Source organism: Chroococcidiopsis sp. TS-821 (assembly GCF_002939305.1).
In the GTDB taxonomy this organism is placed as follows: domain Bacteria; phylum Cyanobacteriota; class Cyanobacteriia; order Cyanobacteriales; family Chroococcidiopsidaceae; genus Chroogloeocystis.
Map to the genome: position 1 here is coordinate 58,287 of NZ_MVDI01000012.1, position 21,496 is coordinate 79,782.

Genomic DNA, 21,496 nt, shown 5'->3' on the forward strand with positions numbered 1-21,496 from the left:
CGTCCACCAACTTATATCCGAAAGTGAAGGACTATTAAGGCTAGCACAATTACGTGCCTGTCTTCTACCTATTTTTCTGCGGGCGAGTTACCTTATTAGTATGTTTGTTCTAGTTTGAAGGTTGAGCATCAAATTAGCGTGATAAAAATTACACTTCCCCGCTAATTGCCAAATGATTACATTATAATTCTCCTCTGCTGCCTCTGCTTCCCTACTCCTCTGCCCCATGTACGAGCCACTACACCACAAATATCGACCCCAACGCTTTGCTGAACTCGTGGGACAAGAAGCGATCGCCACAACCCTGAGTAATGCTGTCCGTACTGGTAGAATTGCGCCTGCCTATTTATTTACAGGACCGCGCGGTACAGGGAAAACCTCTAGCGCCCGTATTTTAGCAAAATCACTGAATTGTTTAGCAACTGATGTGCCTACTGAAACACCTTGTGGTAAGTGTGAAGTGTGTCGGGGAATTGCAAATGGTTCGGCGTTAGATGTCATTGAAATTGATGCGGCGAGTAACACAGGGGTAGACAATATTCGAGAAATCATCGAGCGATCGCAGTTTGCCCCGGTGCAGTGTCGCTACAAAGTATATGCGATCGACGAATGCCACATGCTGAGTACCGCAGCATTCAACGCCTTACTCAAAACGCTCGAAGAACCACCACCACGCGTTGTTTTTGTGTTAGCAACAACTGATCCCCAACGGGTTTTACCGACAATTATTTCGCGCTGTCAGCGGTTCGATTTTCGTCGCATTCCTTTAGAAGCAATGGTGCAGCATCTTCAAGCGATCGCCGTTAAAGAACAAATCCCAATCACGCGTGAAGCTTTAACTTTGATAGCACAACTATCCCAAGGAGGACTACGCGATGCTGAGAGTTTGTTGGATCAATTAAGTTTATTACCAGAAGTAACCGTAGAGCGCGTTTGGGATTTAGTCGGTGCGGTAGCAGAGCCAGATTTACTTGCGTTACTCGACGCGATCGCCCAAAATAATCCAGAACAACTGCTCGATCGTACGCGTCAATTACTAGAACGCGGTAGAGAACCGTTAACGATCTTGCAAAATCTGACAAGTTGCTATCGCGATTTGCTGATTGCCAAAACCGCACCTCACCGTAATGACTTGGTTGCGTGTACTGCGACAACATGGCAAGCAATGTGCGATTTAGTGCAGCAGTGGGAAATCGCAACAATTCTTGACGGACAAAAAAATCTCAAAGCCAGTGAAGCGCAAATTAAAACTTCCACGCAACCCCGATTGTGGTTAGAGGTGACACTGCTGGGATTATTACCGACAACCAGTACGCCTCAATCGTCGCTAGTTGCTACTCATCGCAATCTCAGCAATTCCCAAACTCCATCCCCAGTCAAAGACACTCCACAACCACAAACACCGCCACAACAAGAAGTCGTTGAAACCATCTCACCACCACCGCCGATTGTTCGCCAACATCCAGATGTTCGCACGGAGGAAGATAAAGCCGTTGAAATTCATACGGATGTTGACCTCGAGCAAGTTTGGCAACAAGTGCTGCAAAACTTACCTTTACCCAGTAAAGCACTGTTTAAAGAACACGGCAGCTTAGTTGCGATTCGCGAACAACAAGCGTCGATTGGAATTCGTTCGGCAAAGTTACTTAAAATTGCTCAAACTAAAGTAGCCGATTTGGAAACAGCATTTGGAAAATTATACGATCGCAAAGTAAAAGTACAACTTGAAGTTGCCACGACTCATCAGCCGCAGGCGAATTCTTCTCAGGAGGTCACACCGCCGCCTACCCGAAAGCCACCGGTAAATAGCGAGCCTGAAACAACTGCATCAGCATCGAGTGCGACGTCTACTTTAATTAAACGTGAACCTGCGATTGCACCCCAAACTCTTGCTGAAACACAATCCGAGTCTATTTCAACTCCTGAATCTCCTGAACCTGCAACCGACGATGTCGCGATCGCGGCGCAACGTTTAGCCGAGTTTTTTAAAGGCGAAGTTTTACAACTAGACGACGATCGCGTGTTTACCCAGCCAATAACAACAAGCAGCCTACCACCGCAGGCTGCTTCAGATTGGGATGATGTGGATGAAGATACTGCCGAATTTGACTTTTAATTATTGCCCTGATGAACAGTTTTCACCCATTTTAGCCGCTTTGGTCGCACGGACATACGTGCGGTTGTACTTGCCATCACCACCATCCAGTGGCACATGTACAAAGTACCGCGCAGCGTTTGTAAGAGGATAACAAACAATGCAGACCAAGTGAGCTTATCTTCAAGCGTGCGAATTCGCTTTAACCCCAAGAACATCCATATCATAAATATGGTGACAGTGAAGCTCGTGAGCGGCGTTAGTACAGGTAATCGGTTGCGGGCGATCGCCATCAGCAAATCAGGAACCTGCGCGATTGGAACGATGTACTGAATCAGCATAAACATCAGTAAATCGAATTTTTTGCCAGCACCGATGCGGCTTTTGAGAATTAACCGCCAGTAATCCAAATAGCGTTGATAACCACCTTCTGCCCAGCGGTTGCGTTGATGCCATAGCGCGATCGCACTCGTTACGCCTTCTTCTTCGACATAAGGATCGCTGACAAATTCAATTTCCCAATTGTCTAAGTGCAAGCGCAACGTCAAATCGAGATCGTCGGTAATCGTTTCTTCATTCCAACCGCCACAACGTTCCAGCGCCTGACGGCGAACAAATTGACCATTTCCGCGCAATTCACCAATACCGCCAAGGGCGACGCGTTGCTGCTGAACATAGCTATCGACAGCCATTTCTGCCATCTGTCCGCGAGTCCAAAAGTTCTCGTGGGAGTTGGCGATCGCTTTGCGTACCTGTACGGCTCCAACAGTGCGTTTTTGAAATAAGGGTAATACGCGCTGCAACAAATCAGGCGTGACTTGCGCGTCGGCGTCAAATACTGCCAAAATTTCACCTTTCGCTAAGGGTAAAACTTGGTTCAATGCCCCAGACTTACCACCGCTAGCTTTTGCCCCCCGTCGCAAAACTTTTAATTTATGGTAATTTTGCTGTAATTTTTCTAAAAGTGCGGGCGTTTGGTCGGTACTATTATCGTCAATCACCCAAACTTCGTAGCGGTCTACCGGATAATCAAGGCTGCAAAGTGTCTTGACTAAATTACCAATGACTGCTTCTTCATTTTTGGCAGCGACTAACAGCGAAACAGAAGGTAAATAATCGGCTTGCGCATTTTGGGTACGGGAACGAGCTAAAACCAACCGTAGGGTATGAATTCCCCACAAAGTTGTTAAACCTAGTACCAGCCAAAATCCAAAAGAAATTAAATGAAGGGCGATCGTGCCACTCCAAACTACGATGAAAACAACAGCCGCTTTGCGTCTGCGACCTTCGCCGCAAGTCTTGAGAGAGGTTGTTTGCAACGCCTCTAGCTCAGACTCGTCTTCTGATAACTCAGACAACAATGAGCCTAGCGCATCAAGTTCGCTATAAGAATCGTTCTCAGCCCAGGAATTCGCTGGCATAGTTTACTCGATCAACCACCAGTATTTATCTACGCACTTCTAAGAAGTAAGGTAACATCACGACAACAGCAGGGCTCAGAAGTCAAGATTAAAAGCTAAAAGAGGTAATGGAATTGCTCTTTTATCATGTCCTCAGTGTCCCTTCAATTGCCATAAAAGCGAGGTTTTTTGATGTAATTTCCCTAGCTTCAATAAAAGTAAGTGCAGCCCTATTGTATCCGACATTGACAGAAGCAAGCGAATAGTCTTCCTCAGAGTGCTTTATCTCAAGCCTATAACTGATAGTTGTGACAGACACTCATGTATTTGGGAATGCTAAGCATAGGTCACAATCTTTGAGCTATAGTCTTGATATGTCGATTGAGCAACTACAACCTGCTAGTCTACAAGAAGTCAGAGTTTATCAACCTTATTTTCAAGGCAATAAACGCAACACACTACCTTTAGCGATTAGCCTTTACAAGCAAGGAGTTCTTCAAGGACAGCGCAACATAGAAGGTGGTGATAGTATTCCGTTTGTGGCAACTTGGAACGTGTCTACACTACCTGCTGATTTAACGCGTTGCCGAATGCAGTTTGACGGTAAGGCAGACCTCAGTTATGAGGTGATGATGTCTAGCTCGGAACTCGTAGACTTTTTGATCGATACGATCTTACATTTCAAGCGTACGAACACTGTCGATTTTACTAAGGCTTTTTACCGAAAACTACTTCGATTTGACGATTGAGTTCGAAATCTTACGTCATTTTGTAACTTATAATTCCAATCTGTTACCCGTCTGCCCTCAAACTACAAGAACTGCTTATGAGTCTTATCAAATAGCAGGTTCCACCTAGAATAGAAAAATAATCAAGCCGCAGGCGGTGAAATGTTGAGTTTAGGGAGTGGGGACGTGCCGAATGCTAAGTACTTGCTGATCGGATCGATCGAGGCTTACAGCGGTAAGTCAGCGACAGTGCTGGGATTATCTGAACAGCTAAAGCATACAAAGCTCGATCTTGCCTATGGAAAACCGTTGGGTAATTGGGTGAATGACTCGGAGGAATCACCGATCGATGCAGATGTTCAATTTGTAAACCAAATCCTTCGGCTACCAGAAAACCGACTGTTGCCATCGCTTTTGACTTTGAATGAAACAACGATTCAAAAGCGCCTGTGCGGTGAGGATACGACTGATTATCAGCACTTAGCAGCGGTACAATATCAGCACTCAAAAGGAGATTTAGTCATTCTTGAAGGTCCAGGAAATTTAGAAGAAGGTAGTTTGTTTGGCTTAAGCTTACTCGAAGTTGCGAAGATCGTTGATGCTAAAGTCCTGCTTGTAACGCGCTATAAATCAGTTTTCTTGGTAGAAGCACTGTTAGCGGCGAAGCAGCGTTTAGGCGATCGCTTGATCGGTGTCTTGCTCAACGATATCGCCCCAGAACAAATGCAGACGGTGAATACCGAAGTCCGCGCGTTTTTAGAAAAGCAAGGTATTCCTGTATTAGGAACGCTGCCAAAAAATAACTTACTGCGTAGCGTCAGCGTCGCCGAACTTGTAGAGCATTTAAATGCTGAAGTCCTGTGTCGTCCGGATCGCCTAGATTTAATGGTAGAAAGTCTGGCAATTGGTGCGATGAATGTCAATGCGGCGCTGAAATATTTCCGCCGACGGCAAAATATGGCAGTAGTAACAGGCGGCGATCGCGTCGAAATTCAATTGGCTGCTTTAGAAAGTTCAACGCAATGTCTCATCCTCACAGGACAACTACCACCACCACCGTTTATCCTCGCCAAAGCTGAGGATCTGGAAATTCCTATTTTGTCGGTCGATCTCGATACACTCTCGACAGTGGAAATCATCGACCGCACTTTTGGACAAGTCCGCCTGCACGAACCAATTAAAGTGCAATGCATCCGCGAGTTGATGCAGAAACATTTTGATATTGACCGTTTGTTGTCGCAACTCGAGTTAAAGCCTGCAGTAGCTTTGCCTTAAAGGTTTTATGTATGAGATGCTTTTGGTTTTAGCTGTTGTCGTGCTGTTTCTCTCCGTCCTTTCGCCGTAACGTGCTGAGTCGCAGCAGCTAAGCCGAAGACGGGCATATTGCCATAAATTGCTTCGTAGTTGCCAGGTTCAATCAGGTACGTTTCGTGCCAAATTCCGACACTGCCATCGTTACCTACGGCGCGATGAAAGCGTTGCCATGCTGCTAGATGGGGATCGGCAGGATTCCTCGCAAAGCGCTCTAAATCTTCAAACGATCGCCAGTATTGAATGAGTCCCACACCCCGCCAATATAAAAAGCTTTCTCCCCCTAAAAATCCTTTTTCTGGATGCTGATAAAGCGTCCGCAGCATCGGTGTCATCGCCTGTGCTGTCGGAATCCATTTGGAAAAAGCAAAGAATTGATTGATGCGCATGCCAATTAGAAACACGACGAAGGGTTCGTCAACTTGCGCTGTATAGCGTCCTGGCATAACTTGAGCCATGAATATTCTCTCCTTGCGCTCAACTGGAGGCTTTTTATGCAATTAATTTATTATGTAATTAATTGCATATTTAGATTATATGCAATCTGTTGCATATGTCAAGGAAATTATTTACATGGCTTTAGCACACGCAATTTTGGCAGTTCTCGTTGATTGTCCGCATAGTGGTTACGACTTAGCAAAGCAATTTGATGGTTCTGTCGGCTTCTTTTGGGCGGCGAGTCATCAACAAATTTATCGGGAGTTGTCCAAACTCGAAGCGCAAGGCTGGCTAACGTGTGAAATCATTCCGCAAGAAGGACGTCCTGATAAAAAGCTGTATCACATTACCGAAACGGGGAAACAAGAACTACAAGCGTGGATTGCTCAACCTTGCGAACCAGCAGCAATTAAAGAAGATTTACTTGTCAAAATTTTTGCGGGTTATGTCGCGACTTCCCCCGAAATCATTTTGAATGAATTACAGCAGCACCGCCAAGCGCACTTAGAGAAACTATCGACGTACAAGGCTTTAGAGCAGCGCTATTTTCAAAATATACAATCGCTGTCTTTGCCCGCGAAGTTTCGCTATCTTACGCTACTCAAAGGTATTAGCTACGAGTCAGATTGGGTGGCTTGGTGCGATCGCGCAATTGAATTACTTCGTTAAATTGTAAATAACAGCGCTCGCGCTGTCTGTTAAAATAACTAGGTTGTTTAATCTGATTCCGTCTTTGAGTCAGTCTATCGATCTCGTCAACAACGTTGACACGTTAGCGCAAGAACTAGCTACGATTCAGCAAACAGGTGCTAAGCGAATCGCTCTGTTGGGTTCTCGTCACGTTCCTCTGACTCATCAGCATCTGATCGAAATGATGAGTTATGCTCTTGTATTATCTGGCAATCGGCTGATTACCTCTGGCGCAACCGGAACAAACTCGGCGGCGATTCGAGGCGCAATGCGGGCTGATGCTAATTTATTGACAGTTATTCTGCCCCAAAGCCTAGAACGCCAACCGCTAGAGTCACGACAGCAGCTCGAGCAGGTAATGCATTTGGTGGAAAATCCTAGCAATGATAATTTGTCTCTGGCAGAAGCAAGTGCGATCTGTAACCAAGAAATCATCTCGCGCTGTCAGCAGTTGATTTGCTTTGCGTTTCACGATAGCCGGACTTTGCTACAAACGTGCCGAGAGGCAGAGGATCAGCGCAAGGTAGTGACGCTATTCTATCTAGATTAAGGCTGTTAGTTATTCGCTCTTTTCAACTGGTAAAACATGAATTTATCGCAACTACCAGCTTCTACAGTTTTTTTGTATTGCATTGTTGCGGCGGCGATCCTCATCTATCTACCATTTTTAGTTGTCGGTTATGCGCGAGTACAAGTCGGCTACGATATCGCCGCACCCCGCGCTATGTTTGATAAATTGCCGCCTTATGCACAAAGGGCAACATGGGCGCATCAAAACTCTTTTGAAGCTTTCACGATCTTTGCCCCTGCTGCTTTGATGGCATACGTTACAGGCATAAATTCTAACTTAGCTGTTGGTGCGGCGATCGCTTTTGTGATTGCCCGCTTGTTCTATTCAGTTTTTTATATCGCCAATATTCCCGTCGGGCGATCGCTCATGTTTGCTGTTGGCTCGCTCTGTTCTGGTACGCTATTTGTTCTAAGTCTTCTGCACAATAATTAGGTGCGAGAAGCGAGTGACTAGTGTCAGAGAATGTTTATACGTAGTATTCTCCTCTGCGCCCTCTGTCTTACAACCCCCTTGCTTATGGCTGCTACATACTCTTTTGACATCGTTAGTGATTTTGACCGCCAAGAGTTAGTCAATGCGGTCGATCAAACTGTGCGCGACATCAAAAGTCGCTATGACTTGAAAGATACACAAACTACCGTAGAACTCGGTGATGAAGTTATCACAATTAACACTAACAGCGAGTTTACTCTAGAATCCGTCCACACAGTCTTGCGCGAAAAAGCTGCAAAGCGCCAGTTATCGATGAAAATCTTTGATTTTGGTAAAGTTGAATCTGCTAGTGGAAACCGCGTTCGCCAAGAAATTAAGCTCAAAAAAGGTATTAGCCAAGAGATTGGCAAGCAAATCTCCAAGTTAATTCGCGACGAATTTAAGAAGGTACAGGCTTCGATTCAAGGCGATGCGGTACGAGTTTCGAGTAAATCAAAAGATGACTTGCAAGCTGTTATGCAACGTTTGAAGCAAGAAGATTTTCCAGTAGCTTTGCAGTTTACTAACTACCGTTAAGGCAATCGCTATTTCATAACAAATCCTTAGTGTAAATTTTTTTGAATTATGTCTGAATAATTGTTCATATGTTATACTGAGATTCAGAGCTAGGAGAAAAAAATGACAACTGTAACTCAAATGAAGTGTGCGTGTGAAAATTGCTTGTGTATCGTTTCTCTAGAAGACGCTATCCAGAAAGACGGTAAGCCTTATTGCAGCGAAGCTTGTGCTAATGGTCACACAAGTGGTTCAGGTTGCGGTCACAGTGGTTGCGGATGCAGCTAAGATTTTATTTATAACCAAAGTATTGTGGAGTAATTTAGGGAGTAGGGAAAATGTTTCTACTCCTTTGTTGTGTTGATATGAAATTAACTTCTAATTCATTTCTTCGCGCATAAGAATCTATAGCCCACATCCAACTGATTGAGTTGATTCCGGTTTGAACTGCATGAGGATTAGCTAGAGCAAAAGCTGACTTACTTGCTCTAAATTGAGGATTTAAATAACTTTCAGGTCGTCTCCAACCTGTGGCTAAGAATATGTTTGATAAATCTGGTGGTAGCGTGAAAGGTTAAACATTAACCTATCTTGGGTCATTTGTTTAAGGAGAGATACAACGTCTTTTAAAGATGAGAAAAGACTTGTTTGTCATACTCCCAAATAAAAGGAAAATAATCATACAACCAAAATTTTTTGCCTGCGATCGCGTCAAAGGAAAAAATCATCACTTTCTTTTGAGCAATTCGGTTCATCTCGTAGAAAGCTGTTTTGAGATTCGAAAAATGGTGAATTGCTAGAAGACAAATGACAACGTCTACTGCATCGTCAGGTAAAGCAATTGCCTCAGCATAATTGTTCAGCCATTGCACTCATGGATGTGGTGTCATTGGCGATCGCATCGCAGCAGAAGGTTCAACCGCATAAACATGAAATCCGCGTTCAGCAAGCATCCAACTATAGCCACTTCTGGGTGCAACGAACTGTACTACAGAATCGACATCCGCATATCTGGAAGCCGAGAGCGAGTATACGATTGACCGATCGCGTCATAAATAGGCATGATGGGTTTTTGTAGGACATTAGGTAATAAAAGGTAATTATTTCGGTGCGATCGCTCCCCATCGCGCAGAAATTTTGCAAAATATATAGAAGTTGAATATTCTTAACTTAATTCTCAGCAATCAGACAGTTCGTCCCATTTGCTAGCGATATTTATATATGAACAGCCCTTTTTTGACTCGCCTTCATAGTCCAGAACGTCCTGTCATCGTCTTCGATGGCGCGATGGGAACAAACTTGCAAGCTCAAAATCTTACCGCAGCCGACTTTGGAGGAGCGCAGTACGAAGGGTGTAACGAATATTTAGTCCATACCAAACCCGAAGCTGTCGCCAAGGTGCACCGCGACTTTTTAGCAGCAGGTGCAGATGTTATCGAGACAGATACATTCGGTGGAGCGTCAATTGTTTTAGCAGAGTATGACCTAGCCGATCGAGCTTACTACTTAAACAAAAAAGCAGCAGAACTCGCAAAACAAGTCGCTGCAGAATTTTCTACTCCCGAAAAACCCCGCTTTGTTGCTGGTTCGATGGGACCAACGACCAAATTACCAACCCTAGGACACATCGACTTTGACACGATGCAAGCGGCTTTTGCCGAACAAGCCGAAGGATTATATGACGGCGGGGTTGATTTATTTATTATTGAAACGTGTCAGGACGTGCTGCAAATCAAAGCCGCATTAAACGCCGTTGAGTCGGTATTTCATCGCAAGAAAGAACGACGTCCCCTGATGGTATCAGTGACAATGGAGACGACTGGCACGATGCTGGTAGGCTCGGATATTGGTGCAGCGTTGACGATTTTAGAGCCATACCCAATTGATATTCTCGGTCTAAACTGCGCGACAGGTCCAGACCGGATGGCGGAACATATCAAGTATCTGTCGCAGCACTCGCCCTTTGTTGTTTCTTGTATTCCGAATGCTGGACTACCAGAAAACGTCGGCGGTCAAGCGCACTATCGACTCACGCCGATGGAATTGCGTATGGCGCTGATGCACTTTGTGGAAGATTTGGGCGTACAGGTCATTGGTGGCTGTTGCGGTACGCGTCCTGACCACATTCAACAACTAGCAGAAATTGCTGCAACGCTAAAACCAAAAGAACGGCATCCCAGTTATGAGCCAGCAGCAGCATCGATCTACAGCGCGCAACCTTACGACCAAGATAATTCGTTTTTGATTGTCGGTGAACGATTGAATGCGAGTGGTTCTAAGAAATGCCGCGAATTACTCAATGCGGAAGATTGGGATGGACTCGTGTCGATGGCAAAGGCACAGGTGAGAGAGGGCGCACACGTATTAGATGTCAACGTCGATTACGTGGGGCGCGATGGCGTACGGGATATGCATGAATTGGTATCTCGTTTAGTAACAAATGTTACATTGCCATTGATGCTCGACTCCACTGAATGGGAAAAGATGGAAGCGGGGTTAAAAGTTGCGGGTGGTAAGTGTCTGCTCAACTCGACGAACTACGAGGATGGAGAACCGCGCTTTTTCAAAGTGTTGGAGTTAGCAAAAAAATATGGCGCTGGTGTCGTTGTCGGTACGATTGATGAAGATGGCATGGCACGAACTGCCGAAAAGAAATTTGAAATTGCCCAACGCGCTTACAATCAAGCTGTGGAATACGGAATTCCACCAGCAGAAATCTTTTTTGATACCTTAGCGCTACCGATATCGACAGGAATTGAGGAAGATCGCGCTAATGGTAAAGCAACAATTGAAGCGATTCGCCGCATTCGGGAAGAATTACCAGGTTGTCATGTCATTTTAGGTGTTTCTAATATCTCCTTTGGTTTGAATCCTGCTGCGCGTGTCGTACTCAATTCGATGTTTCTGCATGAGGCAATGGCGGCGGGAATGGACGCAGCGATTGTAAGTGCAAGTAAGATTTTGCCGCTTGCGAAGATCGCGCCAGAGCATCAGGAAGTTTGTCGCAAGTTGATTTATGATGAGCGGCAATTTGATGGCGATATTTGCGTTTACGATCCTTTGGCAGAGTTAACGAAATTATTTGAAGGCGCAACAACGAAACGCGATCGCACAATTGACGAAAGTATCCCTATCGAAGAACGCCTCAAACGTCATATCATCGATGGTGAAAGAATCGGTTTAGAAGAACAGCTGCAAAAAGCGTTAGAAAAATACGCGCCGCTTGATATCATCAACAACTTCTTACTTGATGGCATGAAAGTTGTCGGCGATCTGTTTGGCTCTGGGCAAATGCAGCTACCTTTCGTGTTGCAATCGGCAGAGACAATGAAAGCCGCAGTCGCGTATCTTGAGCCATTTATGGAAAAGCAAGAAAGCGGCAATAACTCAAAAGGTACAGTAGTGATTGCGACCGTTAAAGGTGATGTTCATGACATTGGTAAAAACCTTGTCGATATTATTTTGTCTAATAATGGCTACAAGGTCGTTAACCTTGGCATCAAACAGCCGGTAGAAAACATTATCGATGCCTACGAGCAGCACAAAGCCGATTGCATCGCGATGAGTGGGTTACTCGTCAAGTCTACTGCTTTCATGAAAGAAAACTTGGAAGTCTTCAACCAACGCGGAATTACAGTTCCAGTGATTTTGGGTGGTGCAGCGTTGACTCCTAAATTTGTCTATGAAGATTGCCAGCAAACGTATAAAGGACAGGTAATTTACGGTAAAGACGCCTTTTCTGATTTACACTTTATGGATAAGTTGATGCCAGCCAAGTCGCAAGGCAACTGGGACGATCTCCGAGGCTTCTTGAATGGTATCAGCAGCCAAAACTTAGAAATGACCACTCCAGAATCAGAAGCTAGCACGCAAGACAAAGAAACACCCGTTGACAATCACCAATTACCAATTACCACTGAAGTTGATACTCGCCGATCTGAAGCCGTTGCAGTCGATATAGAGCGCCCCACGCCGCCTTTTTGGGGAACGAAGATATTACAACCAGAAGATATTGCTTGGGACGAGTTATTTTGGTATTTGGATTTACAAGCTTTGATCGCCGGACAATGGCAGTTTCGTAAGCCTAAGGAGAAATCGAAAGAGGAATATCAGGCTTTCTTAGCACAGAAGGTGTATCCGATTTTAGAGTCTTGGAAGCAGCGAATTGTTGCGGAAAACTTATTGCATCCGCAGGCGGTTTATGGGTATTTTCCATGTCAGGCTGTGGGGAATTCGTTGATTGTTTACGATCCGAACCACAAAGATACAAAAGAAATTGCGCGGTTTGAGTTTCCAAGGCAAAAGTCTCTGCGAAGGCTTTGTATTGCTGATTTCTTTGCGCCGCAGGAATCGGGTGTCATTGACGTGTTTCCGATGCAAGCGGTGACGATGGGAAATATTGCAACGGAGTTTGCGCAGGAGTTGTTTAGAGCGAATCAATACACTGACTATCTCTATTTCCACGGTTTGGCAGTGCAGATGGCGGAAGCTTTGGCAGAGTGGGTGCACGCACGGATTCGGCGCGAGTTGGGCTTTGGGGCTGAGGAACCAGATAATATTCGGGATGTCCTGGCGCAGCGCTATCGCGGTTCGCGTTATAGTTTTGGTTATCCCGCGTGTCCGAATATTCAAGATCAGTATAAATTGTTGGAGTTGTTGGGAAGCGATCGCATCAACCTCCATATGGATGAAAGCGAACAACTCTATCCTGAACAATCAACAACTGCGATTATTGCTTATCACCCCGTAGCTAAATATTTCAGTGCATGATTTATAGTTGCTCTGGATTAATTCCTTTTTCTCGCAGTAGTGCGCTTAAAGCTGCATAACGCTGTCTTTCCTCTTCTAATTGTTTTATTGCTTCATCAGCACGTTGGCGTTCTTGTTCGGCGCGTTGACGTTCTTGCTCGCGTAGTTGATTTAGCTCAACATAGGTAAGGAATTTATCTCCTTGAGGTGAAAAAATTTCTAAATTATCAGAACTTAGCTGAAATTTAATTTTGAGGCGGGGACTTACCCAATTATTCATCTCTGGAATAATTTCTAAATCATCCCCCGATCGCAGCCAACCGATTAGCTCGTTGTCATCTGGGTCATATACATAGTATTCTTCGACGCCGTAACGTTCGTAAAACTTAAATTTTTCTGCCATTTTCTTCAGGCGGTTCCCAGGAGAGAGTATTTCAAATACAACCTGCGGTGGAATGTTGTCTTCTTCCCATTGTTTGTAAGAACCTCTGTCTCCTTTTGGTCTACCAAAGACAACCATCGTATCTGGTGCTTGACGAATTTTATTGTCTCCTTGAACCGGATACCACAGGAGATCGCCAGCAACAAATACTTGGCTATCTTTCACAAATAGCAGTTCTAAGTTTTCTTTGATAGTGACAATCCAACGAAATTGTTTGGTGTTGTCTGCCATTGGTTGACCGTCACTATCGGGGTAAAAAATCCTTTGTGTCGTTGTTTGCAGCTGTTCTATCATACTGCTCTCTCCTCTTGAGAGGGATTGCCCTATTCTATCTTTTTGCTCAGTTGTTAATGAGTCACTCTACTTTTACAGAATTACTTAGTGCTTACGTCTTAAAAATAAAAATAGCACCTCGGATTAGGTGCTAAAGAATCTCATTTTTGTTTGTTTCTAACTAGTACTGTCAAGGTTAATTAGTAATTAGTTGTATTGACGTTTGCTCTTGGACTACGCGCACCAGCTGCTGCACCGATCATGGAAGCGATTAAGCCAAGTAACGAACCAAAGAAGAACCACCACAACCCTTGAGAAATACCACCAGCAATGTCACGCGTTTGCTGTGCTGTAACGCCTGGCTGTTGTGCACCTGTTCCTGCTCCTGGTGTAGGGATATTTCCTTGCTGAGCTTGCTCAAGGACACCACCTGCAACGTTAGCAGCCGCTTGAGTTGCTAAACCAAATGCGCCTGTGACTCCAGCTGCGAGTAGCCAAGAACCAAGTGCTAATGTGGTTGCCCAAAGAATCGCTCCGTTTAGTAGCGCTGTGCTGCGATTCATCGGTCCACAAGCGCGGGCTGTTACCCAACCACCGACAAATAAGGAGATTAATAAACCAATTGTTGACCAAATACCTACATTACCTGCCACATCAGGGGCATCTGTTCTAGGAGCGCCCGAGCCGGCAATTGTTGTTGCGCCAATAGCACCAAAGAGTGCGCTAAGAAGTAACTGAGTTGCTAGAGCAACGACTAAACCTGAAAGAATTGGACCCCAACGAACGCGATCGTGATAATCTACGACAGCTGCTCGATTCACTACGGCAGGTTCAGAAACAACATCATCTGCCGGTCTATTTACGTACGACATGGGTAACTTACCCCCTTCCCTGTTCTGTTTCTCTACAATTTTGCTTGAATCTCTAATTTAATTTGGAATTTTAATTTAACTATCTATCAGTAGAAATAGTTGCGGAATCTACCTTTAGGAGTAAAGTAAACTCAGCAATTTGTGAATTTTAATTTGCGTGATAAAAATTTAATTATTTTATTAATTTGTAACTGCTTTATTAAGATCTTAAAAGTTAACAAATGAAATGAATTGTCAATTTTTATCGAATTGATTAATTAATCAAATATATATAGACATCAGCCTATTTTGATTTCTATCTCAAAGCGATGAAATTTTAAAAAAGATTTAACGAAGCTTAACAGCAGTTCCTGTTGCTGTAATCAGTAGTAAAGCTCCTGATTGGTCGATATTAATCGTACCAGTATCAATTTCAATGCCAATGACAGCATCGGCTCCGAGTTTAAGGGCGCGGCGCTCTAATTCTTGAATTGCATCGCGCTGACCGCGTTCAAACACGCGTTCGTAACTACCAGTACGACCACCAATAATATCTCGAATGCCTGCGAAAAAGTCACGCAACGCATTACTGCCGTAGACGACTTCTGCCGTAACGATTCCCAAATAGGCTTCGATCGTAGTTCCTTGAATAACATCGGTAGTCGTTAAAATCATGGAGGAGCCTCAGAAAACGCGATTTACCAGAAGTGGGAAAGTCCGATCTCAAACATTGAAACCAAGACAATTTTAAATTGACTAGCACCCAGAAAATTGGGAAAAAAAGTTTCCAAATTGAAAGATTCCTGGTTTAATGTAGAGCATCAGTCGCACCTTAGCAAAAATTGCAGAAGTATAGCAGAAAAGTAGTCGTGCAAAAGCAGAGTTTATTAGCTATAAGTGTCTTGCTACTAGGAGGAATTGGCGTTATTGTACCGCCAACCGCTCAAGCTCAAATAGTGGTTGCACAAACCAAAGGCGCGGTACCTAGCAGTCCTTATCAACGCAGTCAGCAGCTACAAAAATTGCTGCAAGAAGGACGGAGGTTGATGGATGCGGGAAAATCAGCCGAAGCGATCGCCCGCTATCAACAAGCCGCTAAATTATCGCCAAAGAATGCACGCATTTTTTCGACGATTGGTTTCCTCTATGCGCGCCAAGGAAACTATGCTGCGGCAACGACAGCCTATCGTCAAGCGATTGATGCAGCTCCCAACCACGCAGACTTCCACTATGCTCTCGGCTACACTTTAGCACGGATGGGACGCTATGCCGAGGCTGCTAGTGCGTATCGGCGAACAACCGAGCTAGACCAGAATAACATCAACGCTTATCTTGGATTAGGCGTCGTAATGTTGCGTCTCAAAAATTATCAGGGTGCTGAATGGGCAGCTCAGCAAGCGATTAATCGCGATCCTAATAATTCAAGTGCGTATGAGTTGATGGGAGCGATTCTTCTACAACAAGATAAGTTTCGCGATGCGATCGCAATGCTCCAAAGGTCAGCAACGATCGACCCTAACAACGGCAATGTTTTATTAAATCTTGCCATAGCTTGGGCAAGTCAGGGCAATATGACCGCAGCTTTGATGACTTTGCGACGAGCGGTGCAGATTGACCCCCAAAATGTAACAGTCCTCCTACAAATGGGAGACATTCTCAGAGTGCAAAACGACGTTCAGGGCGCCATCGACGCCTATAAACGTGCATTAGCCCTGCAACCAGACTTAGCAGAAGCCCAGAAAGCAGTCAACGATATGCTGCTCAATCAACCAGGAAGTAGTCGTTTAGAACGTCTTCTAACGCCACGACTTTAATTCAGCAATTCGCTAGTCGAGTTGGCGTCCGGTGAGTTCGACAAAAATATCTTCGAGGTTCGAGGGACGTACCATGATACCAGTTTTATCCTTTTGCTGCTCAAGGTAGGCGTTGGCTTGTTCGAGGGTGGGAAAAAATTGGTATTCCCAGCGTGCTGCGTCCTTCGTACCAATTTGTTTAATTGCTAACGCTTCGCCGTGTTTGGCACGTAACTGTTGTAAGGTTCCTAGCGCAATCAACTGACCGCGATCTATAATGCCGATGCGATCGCACAAGTATTCCACCTCTTCCATGTAGTGTGTTGTGAGCAATATAGTCATACCTTGTTTATTTAAATCAAGGATGATTTCCCATAACCGTCGCCGCGTTTGCGGATCGAGTCCAACTGTCGGTTCATCTAAAAATAAAATTTGTGGTTGATGTAACAATGCTCTGGCAATCTGTAAGCGACGCTTCATCCCGCCAGACAATGTTTTCACAAAATCGTCGCGCCGCTCTGCAAGTTCCATGTACTCTAGCCATTGATGAATCAGGCGTTGACGTTTTGGATTGCGGATGTGATGCAATCTTCCGTGCAACTCCATGTTTTCCCACACAGATAAATCGCCATCGACACTCGTTGGTTGCAAGACGACTCCAATACACTGCTTTACCTGCAAAGCTTGACGTACGACATCAAACCCTGCGACTTCGATACGCCCTTGCGACGGTTTTGTTAAAGTTGTTAGCATCCGAATCGTCGTTGATTTACCTGCGCCGTTAGGTCCTAGTAAACCAAATATTTCTCCAGACTGAATCGTAAACGAAAGGTCATTAACAACAGGAACGTTATTAAACAGTTTGCGAACGTTTTGCAGCGAGACAGCAGGCATCAATATTTAAGTTGTTGATTAAATCGATCCATACTTAAATTATCACCTAGATTTCGCTACGTGCTGGTTGCAGAGTATTGCGAGTAGATGAGGGTAATAATCTAACCTTGCAAGATGAGGCTAAATCCACTCGTACGTGAAGTATGCTTTTGCTAAAAAGAGAATAAAGTAACGAGAGAAATAAATTTACTCTAAAATTTTCTATTTCGTCCTAAGACAATCTGAGATAATTCTGCTGAAATCTCAGCTTTTATTTTACAAAGGTAGGCAAGTTATGCGGTGGCAAGCTTGGACAAAATTGTTGTGCCTTGCTGGTGCTTCGTTGTTCGTGAGTTCAATTCTACCTGTAGTCGCCCAGACTCCACCTGCACGTACCTATCAACCAGGGTACTGGCAACCACGAGCGCGGGTAAATCCAAAGATGCCAATAACAGTAATTTTGGAAAACCAGACGGAAATGCCACTCAAGTATAACTTTTTGGATGACCGTGCGGAAGCTGATTTAATTGTTGGCGACCAAGTTCAGCTTAGCCGCGTTACTTTACCATTGAACATTGCTGTTTACGACCCTTCACCTAAGGCGGGGGCGGGAGATGAGGTTAATCTAAATTATGCAGTTTCTGTTAATCGGAATGTTGTGACCGTGCTTGTTCAGCCAACACAAGAAGAAGGCTATCGTGTTGTGAATATTGGTAGAACTGGGGCTATTTATCTTTATTAGTTAATTAATTGCTTGTATAATTATTGAGATATATAAAATTCATCGCCTCAGTAAAGTAGCACTTTGATCCTTGCTATATTGACTATAGATTGGTAAGGAAGGATCATGCTACTCAATCGTAGAGTCATCGCTGCCTTAGGAATCATTATTTTAGTGAGTGCGATCGCTCTTCCTGTCCAAGCAACTGTACCGCCAGCACAACAGTATCAATATAGTCGCGCTGGGTATCGCAGTCGAGTCTACACTTCAGATTTTAGTCGTCTTCAGGGATTGCCGCGATCGCGCAGGTTTTATCGACAACGCGTAAATGCAGTTTACCGTGCCGATCCTTTTTATCATTTATATACTGGTAGTTTCCATCGCCGTCGCATCCACAATAACCGCTATCCTGTACGCAGAAGAATTGGCAGTTTTAGACCAGGATTTAGGCTGAGGCTTGTGAAGTAGTTTGTTCGCGAGGAGTCTGATAAGTATTTGTTGATATCCACTTATTTGCAATTGGCATTCGCCAGCCTGTACCGAACGCGCGATCGGTAACTTTGAGTCCTGGTGGCGCTTGACGGCGTTTAAATTCAGCACGTACTATCATCTTAATAACGCGATCGACTACGGTTGGATCGTGACCGGCTTGGGTGATTTGACTTGCTGATTCGTGGTTGCAAATAAAGCGTTCTAAGATATCGTCAAGGACATCATACGGTGGTAGAGAATCTCGATCGACTTGACCTGGTTTTAATTCGGCGCTGGGTGCTTTAGCTAAAATGTTTTCTGGAATCACCTCTGAGTCTCGGTTTAACCAACGACATATTGAGTAAACGCGAGTTTTGGGAACATCAGCGATCGCGGCTAAACCACCATTCATATCGCCATAAAGGGTGCAATAGCCGACTGCCATTTCTGATTTATTGCCTGTCGATAGCAGTAAATGACCAAATTTATTAGAAATTGCCATTAACAAATTACCGCGAATCCGCGATTGAATATTTTCTTCGGCAAGTCCAAACTCAGTATTACTAAATAAAGGTGCAAGCGTTTTGTCATAGCCTTGCATTAATTCACCAATAGGTAACGTCTGCGTTTGGATGCCTAAATTTGCAGCGAGTTGCAAGGCATCTTTAATTGAGTGTTCGGAACTATATGGCGAAGGCATAAGTACGCCGAGGACGTTTTCTTTACCAAGTGCTGCGGTGGCGATCGCTGCTACCAATGCCGAATCAACTCCCCCACTTAAGCCAATAACAACTTGACGAAAACCGCACTTACGTGTATAATCTCTTACACCTAAAACTAAAGCTTGCCAGATCTCCGCATCGTCATTTTCGGGCATAGTCGCGATTGTACTAGGCTGTAAGTCATGTTTTTGCTCGTCAAATTCGACAACGAGTAGATCTGACTCAAACGCCTGCGCGCGGCATACTAGTTCGCCCTGACGGTTAAATCCGACACTGCAACCATCAAAAATCAAGTCATCATTCGCAGCGATTTGATTAGCATACAGTATTGGGCAACGATAACGGCTTGCAGCATGACTCAACATCGCTTCGCGCAGTTGCTGTTTGGCGACGCTATAAGGAGACGCTGATAAATTGACAATTAAGTCAACACCAGCTTCCACTAAGTCTGTTATTGGACTGATTGCATAGTGACGTTTTCCCCAAAATTCTTCGTCATTCCACAAGTCTTCGCAGATCGTGACACCGATTTTGAGGGAGGTTGGGTCATTGGTAATTGGTAACGGGTAATTGGTAATTTCTTTTGGTTGTGAAATTGTAAAAAATCGAGTTTCTTGCCCAGGTTCAAAGTAGCGATTCTCATCGAAGACATCGTAGGTGGGAAGGAGGCGTTTGTGAAATGTTTGCTGAAGTTTGCCACCAGAGAGTAACGCAACGCTGTTGAATAAAGGTTTACCACCAGAAATATAGGCTTGGGTGTTTGGTTCGACACAACCAACTAAGACAGCGATCGCAGGTGGTAAGCTTTGTGCGAGTTGTTGTAGATGAGATGCGATCGCCGCAATAAAACTCGGATCGAGTAATAGATCTCGCGGTGGGTAGCCACATAGCGAAAGTTCTGGCGTTAATAACAAGTTTGCACCTTGCGCGGCTGCTTCTTGGGCGGCGGTGAGGATTTTTTGCGCGTTACCTGCTAAATCACCAACGGTAGGATTAATTTGAGCGATCGCAATTTTCATAGTGAGAAAGTGGCTAGTGACTGGTAAGTGGAAATATCAGGAAATTTGCTAATTGAAGATCGCTAAATAAATACTAAAGGTTTATCTTTAAAGGGAGCAAAGGCGGTAGCATTAAAGCGGTACAAACTGGCGGGACGTCCGGCACCGCGCGAGACTTTTAAACCTGTATCGCACAAAAAACCGAGCTTGAGAAGTCGGGCGCGGAAGTTAGAATAATCGGAGAATTCGCCTAAAACTGTTGTATAAAGCTGATAGAGATCGTTGAGTGTAAAAACTTCGGGTAAGACATCAAACGCTACAGGGCTGTATTCAAGTTTATTTTTGAGTCGGCGGTGTCCGTAAGCTAAAATTTCGTTGTGGTCAAACGCGAGTTGCGGTACTTGTTTTACCGGATACCAAGCAATACCGCTAACACCATCGGCGATCAGTTCGGCATCTTCGTATCGCACTAGTGCAAAGTAACTAACAGAAAGATAGCGCACTCCGTGGGTTTCTTCGCGCGGGTCGCGTTCTGGTCCGCCGAATGTGTACAATTGCTCTAAATATAAATTTTTGACACGAATTTTCTCTGCCAAAATCCGATAGGCAGCATCTTCAAGCGATTCGCCCTGGCGTACTAAAGTTCCAGGTAAACTCCATTGACCTAAAAAAGGTTGTTGTTGTCGCATCACAAGGAGGACTAAAAGCCGATTTTGGGCGGTATCAACTGAAAAAATCGCGTTGTCTACCCCGACCTTGAAATCTGCTAAAGGCTGTGGCTTTACCGCGTCGGCAATGTTTCTTTGGCTGCGTGTTGGCATTCGTACAAATGCTGTTGATGAATATATGCTTCTACAGGAGGTGTTAACGCTTCAGAATCTCCACTTTCACGATACGCGGTTGAGGACACGTCTGGTGCAGTTAGGTTTGCGATCGCAAACTTCGCACCCAACTGTTTTAGCTGTTGTAGGTCACTTTCTGCTACTTCATATCCTGGTCGCGGTACGACTAATAGCTGCACTTGTTGCAACAATTCTTCAACGGCGTACCATTGTTGTAGTTGATGCACCAAGTCTGAACCAATAACGAGTGTAAACGTTGCATCCTTCCAGTGTTGTTTTGCTTTGTTAACGGTTTCTAGCGTGCGATGACTGCTCAATTCTTGATGTAAACCGATATTGTGTCGCGGCGGATTGATATCTTCAATGAGTAGCCGCAGCATAGCGGCGCGATGTTCCAAGGGTGAAGCATGGGACTTAAAAGGATTATCTGCTGCCCAAACTGCTACCCAATCGTAGTGTTGCGACAACCAGCTAATAATCGCTTGATGTCCGGCGGTAGGAGGATCGGCACTTGTACCAAATAAGGCAATTTTGAGCATGT

General features: G+C 44.7%; 23 protein-coding genes. 13 read left to right on the forward strand and 10 right to left on the reverse strand.

Translation table 11 applies throughout. The features are described from left to right. Positions 1-226: 226 nt before the first annotated feature. Positions 227-2,116: a DNA polymerase III subunit gamma/tau gene (locus B1A85_RS20810; RefSeq protein ID WP_104548640.1), complete on the forward strand. Its 1,890-nt coding sequence runs from the start codon at positions 227-229 to the stop codon at positions 2,114-2,116. On the opposite strand, the gene B1A85_RS20815 is transcribed toward B1A85_RS20810, so the two are convergent. Beyond that, positions 2,113-3,516, reverse strand: a complete 1,404-nt coding sequence (locus tag B1A85_RS20815; protein WP_104548641.1) for a glycosyltransferase family 2 protein — start codon at positions 3,514-3,516, stop codon at positions 2,113-2,115. The two genes, B1A85_RS20810 and B1A85_RS20815, sit on opposite strands and share 4 nt — an antisense overlap. A 353-nt stretch (positions 3,517-3,869) precedes the next feature. Between B1A85_RS20815 and ebsA the strand changes: the two genes are divergently transcribed. Both ebsA and B1A85_RS20825 read left to right on the forward strand, forming a co-directional pair. After that, entirely contained in the window at positions 3,870-4,244 is a 375-nt protein-coding gene (gene ebsA, locus B1A85_RS20820) for a type IV pilus biogenesis protein EbsA (protein ID WP_104548642.1), read from the forward strand. A gap of 165 nt (positions 4,245-4,409) precedes the next feature. Next, on the forward strand, positions 4,410-5,498 hold the full coding sequence (locus B1A85_RS20825) for a phosphotransacetylase family protein (protein WP_104548698.1): 1,089 nt from the start codon (positions 4,410-4,412) through the stop codon (positions 5,496-5,498). Between the two features lie 5 nt (positions 5,499-5,503). Here the strand turns inward: B1A85_RS20825 and B1A85_RS20830 are convergent, their stop codons facing one another. After that, a complete protein-coding gene (locus B1A85_RS20830; protein ID WP_104548643.1) occupies positions 5,504-5,992 on the reverse strand; it encodes a DUF4188 domain-containing protein in 489 nt (162 codons plus the stop codon). Positions 5,993-6,107: 115 nt separating this feature from the next. On the opposite strand from B1A85_RS20830, the gene B1A85_RS20835 reads away from it, so the two are divergent. From B1A85_RS20835 to B1A85_RS20855, 5 genes are all read left to right on the forward strand, one after another. Next, the gene (locus B1A85_RS20835) at positions 6,108-6,641 is read left to right on the forward strand and encodes a PadR family transcriptional regulator (RefSeq protein WP_104548699.1); all 534 of its coding nucleotides are present in this window, start codon (positions 6,108-6,110) and stop codon (positions 6,639-6,641) included. 64 nt (positions 6,642-6,705) lie between these two features. Continuing rightward, complete coding sequence (locus tag B1A85_RS20840) at positions 6,706-7,212, forward strand: DNA recombination-mediator protein A (protein ID WP_104548644.1); 507 nt, start codon at positions 6,706-6,708, stop codon at positions 7,210-7,212. A 36-nt stretch (positions 7,213-7,248) separates the two neighbouring features. Further along, positions 7,249-7,665 (forward strand): MAPEG family protein, encoded by a 417-nt coding sequence (locus B1A85_RS20845; protein WP_104548645.1) that lies wholly within the window; start codon positions 7,249-7,251, stop codon positions 7,663-7,665. An 84-nt stretch (positions 7,666-7,749) separates the two neighbouring features. Continuing rightward, positions 7,750-8,241, forward strand: coding sequence for a YajQ family cyclic di-GMP-binding protein (locus tag B1A85_RS20850; protein ID WP_104548646.1), 492 nt, complete (start codon positions 7,750-7,752; stop codon positions 8,239-8,241). A gap of 102 nt (positions 8,242-8,343) precedes the next feature. Next, positions 8,344-8,508 carry a metallothionein gene (locus B1A85_RS20855; protein WP_015189173.1) on the forward strand — a complete coding sequence of 55 codons (165 nt, stop codon included), beginning with the start codon at positions 8,344-8,346 and terminating at the stop codon, positions 8,506-8,508. 338 nt (positions 8,509-8,846) lie between these two features. Here B1A85_RS20855 and B1A85_RS20860 read toward each other — a convergent pair whose 3' ends face one another. After that, the gene (locus B1A85_RS20860; protein ID WP_104548647.1) at positions 8,847-9,092 is read right to left on the reverse strand and encodes a class I SAM-dependent methyltransferase; all 246 of its coding nucleotides are present in this window, start codon (positions 9,090-9,092) and stop codon (positions 8,847-8,849) included. Between the two features lie 2 nt (positions 9,093-9,094). Here B1A85_RS20860 and B1A85_RS23705 point away from each other — a divergent pair, with 2 nt between their 5' ends. Next, positions 9,095-9,298, forward strand: coding sequence for a hypothetical protein (locus B1A85_RS23705; protein WP_146087206.1), 204 nt, complete (start codon positions 9,095-9,097; stop codon positions 9,296-9,298). Between the two features lie 143 nt (positions 9,299-9,441). After that, positions 9,442-12,990: a methionine synthase gene (metH, locus tag B1A85_RS20865; RefSeq protein WP_104548648.1), complete on the forward strand. Its 3,549-nt coding sequence runs from the start codon at positions 9,442-9,444 to the stop codon at positions 12,988-12,990. A gap of 1 nt (position 12,991) precedes the next feature. On the opposite strand, the gene B1A85_RS20870 is transcribed toward metH, so the two are convergent. From B1A85_RS20870 to B1A85_RS20880, 3 genes are all read right to left on the reverse strand, one after another. Next, the gene (locus tag B1A85_RS20870; protein ID WP_104548649.1) at positions 12,992-13,705 is read right to left on the reverse strand and encodes a Uma2 family endonuclease; all 714 of its coding nucleotides are present in this window, start codon (positions 13,703-13,705) and stop codon (positions 12,992-12,994) included. A gap of 179 nt (positions 13,706-13,884) precedes the next feature. Further along, positions 13,885-14,556, reverse strand: coding sequence for a hypothetical protein (locus tag B1A85_RS20875; protein ID WP_104548650.1), 672 nt, complete (start codon positions 14,554-14,556; stop codon positions 13,885-13,887). A gap of 327 nt (positions 14,557-14,883) precedes the next feature. Beyond that, entirely contained in the window at positions 14,884-15,210 is a 327-nt protein-coding gene (locus tag B1A85_RS20880) for a YbjQ family protein (protein ID WP_104548651.1), read from the reverse strand. A 194-nt stretch (positions 15,211-15,404) separates the two neighbouring features. Here B1A85_RS20880 and B1A85_RS20885 point away from each other — a divergent pair, with 194 nt between their 5' ends. Next, positions 15,405-16,349 (forward strand): lipopolysaccharide assembly protein LapB, encoded by a 945-nt coding sequence (locus tag B1A85_RS20885; RefSeq protein WP_104548652.1) that lies wholly within the window; start codon positions 15,405-15,407, stop codon positions 16,347-16,349. A gap of 12 nt (positions 16,350-16,361) precedes the next feature. Here the strand turns inward: B1A85_RS20885 and B1A85_RS20890 are convergent, their stop codons facing one another. Further along, positions 16,362-17,222 carry an ABC transporter ATP-binding protein gene (locus B1A85_RS20890; RefSeq protein WP_104548653.1) on the reverse strand — a complete coding sequence of 287 codons (861 nt, stop codon included), beginning with the start codon at positions 17,220-17,222 and terminating at the stop codon, positions 16,362-16,364. 274 nt (positions 17,223-17,496) lie between these two features. Between B1A85_RS20890 and B1A85_RS20895 the strand changes: the two genes are divergently transcribed. Beyond that, on the forward strand, positions 17,497-17,943 hold the full coding sequence (locus B1A85_RS20895; protein WP_104548654.1) for a hypothetical protein: 447 nt from the start codon (positions 17,497-17,499) through the stop codon (positions 17,941-17,943). A gap of 105 nt (positions 17,944-18,048) precedes the next feature. After that, complete coding sequence (locus B1A85_RS20900; RefSeq protein ID WP_104548655.1) at positions 18,049-18,390, forward strand: hypothetical protein; 342 nt, start codon at positions 18,049-18,051, stop codon at positions 18,388-18,390. Here B1A85_RS20900 and B1A85_RS20905 read toward each other — a convergent pair. The 3 genes from B1A85_RS20905 to B1A85_RS20915 all read right to left on the reverse strand — a co-directional run bounded on the left by B1A85_RS20905 (position 18,368) and on the right by B1A85_RS20915 (position 21,494). Next, on the reverse strand, positions 18,368-20,134 hold the full coding sequence (locus tag B1A85_RS20905) for an NAD+ synthase (RefSeq protein WP_104548656.1): 1,767 nt from the start codon (positions 20,132-20,134) through the stop codon (positions 18,368-18,370). The genes B1A85_RS20900 and B1A85_RS20905 overlap by 23 nt on opposite strands. A gap of 62 nt (positions 20,135-20,196) precedes the next feature. Next, positions 20,197-20,934 carry an NUDIX domain-containing protein gene (locus B1A85_RS20910; protein WP_104548657.1) on the reverse strand — a complete coding sequence of 246 codons (738 nt, stop codon included), beginning with the start codon at positions 20,932-20,934 and terminating at the stop codon, positions 20,197-20,199. Next, positions 20,895-21,494, reverse strand: a complete 600-nt coding sequence (locus B1A85_RS20915; RefSeq protein ID WP_104548658.1) for a nicotinate-nucleotide adenylyltransferase — start codon at positions 21,492-21,494, stop codon at positions 20,895-20,897. The genes B1A85_RS20910 and B1A85_RS20915 overlap by 40 nt, the downstream gene beginning before the upstream one ends. Positions 21,495-21,496: the final 2 nt, after the last annotated feature.

Excerpts from the sequence above, each read along its gene's own strand:
- B1A85_RS20810 (WP_104548640.1), top strand. The coding sequence starts at position 227 with ATGTACGAGCCACTACACCACAAATATCGACCCCAACGCTTTGCTGAA.
- B1A85_RS20815 (WP_104548641.1), bottom strand. The coding sequence starts at position 3,516 with ATGCCAGCGAATTCCTGGGCTGAGAACGATTCTTATAGCGAACTTGAT.
- ebsA (WP_104548642.1), top strand. The coding sequence starts at position 3,870 with ATGTCGATTGAGCAACTACAACCTGCTAGTCTACAAGAAGTCAGAGTT.
- B1A85_RS20830 (WP_104548643.1), bottom strand. The coding sequence starts at position 5,992 with ATGGCTCAAGTTATGCCAGGACGCTATACAGCGCAAGTTGACGAACCC.
- B1A85_RS20835 (WP_104548699.1), top strand. The coding sequence starts at position 6,108 with ATGGCTTTAGCACACGCAATTTTGGCAGTTCTCGTTGATTGTCCGCAT.
- B1A85_RS20845 (WP_104548645.1), top strand. The coding sequence starts at position 7,249 with ATGAATTTATCGCAACTACCAGCTTCTACAGTTTTTTTGTATTGCATT.
- B1A85_RS20850 (WP_104548646.1), top strand. The coding sequence starts at position 7,750 with ATGGCTGCTACATACTCTTTTGACATCGTTAGTGATTTTGACCGCCAA.
- B1A85_RS20855 (WP_015189173.1), top strand. The coding sequence starts at position 8,344 with ATGACAACTGTAACTCAAATGAAGTGTGCGTGTGAAAATTGCTTGTGT.
- B1A85_RS23705 (WP_146087206.1), top strand. The coding sequence starts at position 9,095 with ATGGATGTGGTGTCATTGGCGATCGCATCGCAGCAGAAGGTTCAACCG.
- metH (WP_104548648.1), top strand. The coding sequence starts at position 9,442 with ATGAACAGCCCTTTTTTGACTCGCCTTCATAGTCCAGAACGTCCTGTC.
- B1A85_RS20870 (WP_104548649.1), bottom strand. The coding sequence starts at position 13,705 with ATGATAGAACAGCTGCAAACAACGACACAAAGGATTTTTTACCCCGAT.
- B1A85_RS20875 (WP_104548650.1), bottom strand. The coding sequence starts at position 14,556 with ATGTCGTACGTAAATAGACCGGCAGATGATGTTGTTTCTGAACCTGCC.
- B1A85_RS20880 (WP_104548651.1), bottom strand. The coding sequence starts at position 15,210 with ATGATTTTAACGACTACCGATGTTATTCAAGGAACTACGATCGAAGCC.
- B1A85_RS20890 (WP_104548653.1), bottom strand. The coding sequence starts at position 17,222 with ATGCCTGCTGTCTCGCTGCAAAACGTTCGCAAACTGTTTAATAACGTT.
- B1A85_RS20895 (WP_104548654.1), top strand. The coding sequence starts at position 17,497 with ATGCGGTGGCAAGCTTGGACAAAATTGTTGTGCCTTGCTGGTGCTTCG.
- B1A85_RS20900 (WP_104548655.1), top strand. The coding sequence starts at position 18,049 with ATGCTACTCAATCGTAGAGTCATCGCTGCCTTAGGAATCATTATTTTA.
- B1A85_RS20905 (WP_104548656.1), bottom strand. The coding sequence starts at position 20,134 with ATGAAAATTGCGATCGCTCAAATTAATCCTACCGTTGGTGATTTAGCA.
- B1A85_RS20910 (WP_104548657.1), bottom strand. The coding sequence starts at position 20,934 with ATGCCAACACGCAGCCAAAGAAACATTGCCGACGCGGTAAAGCCACAG.
- B1A85_RS20915 (WP_104548658.1), bottom strand. The coding sequence starts at position 21,494 with ATGCTCAAAATTGCCTTATTTGGTACAAGTGCCGATCCTCCTACCGCC.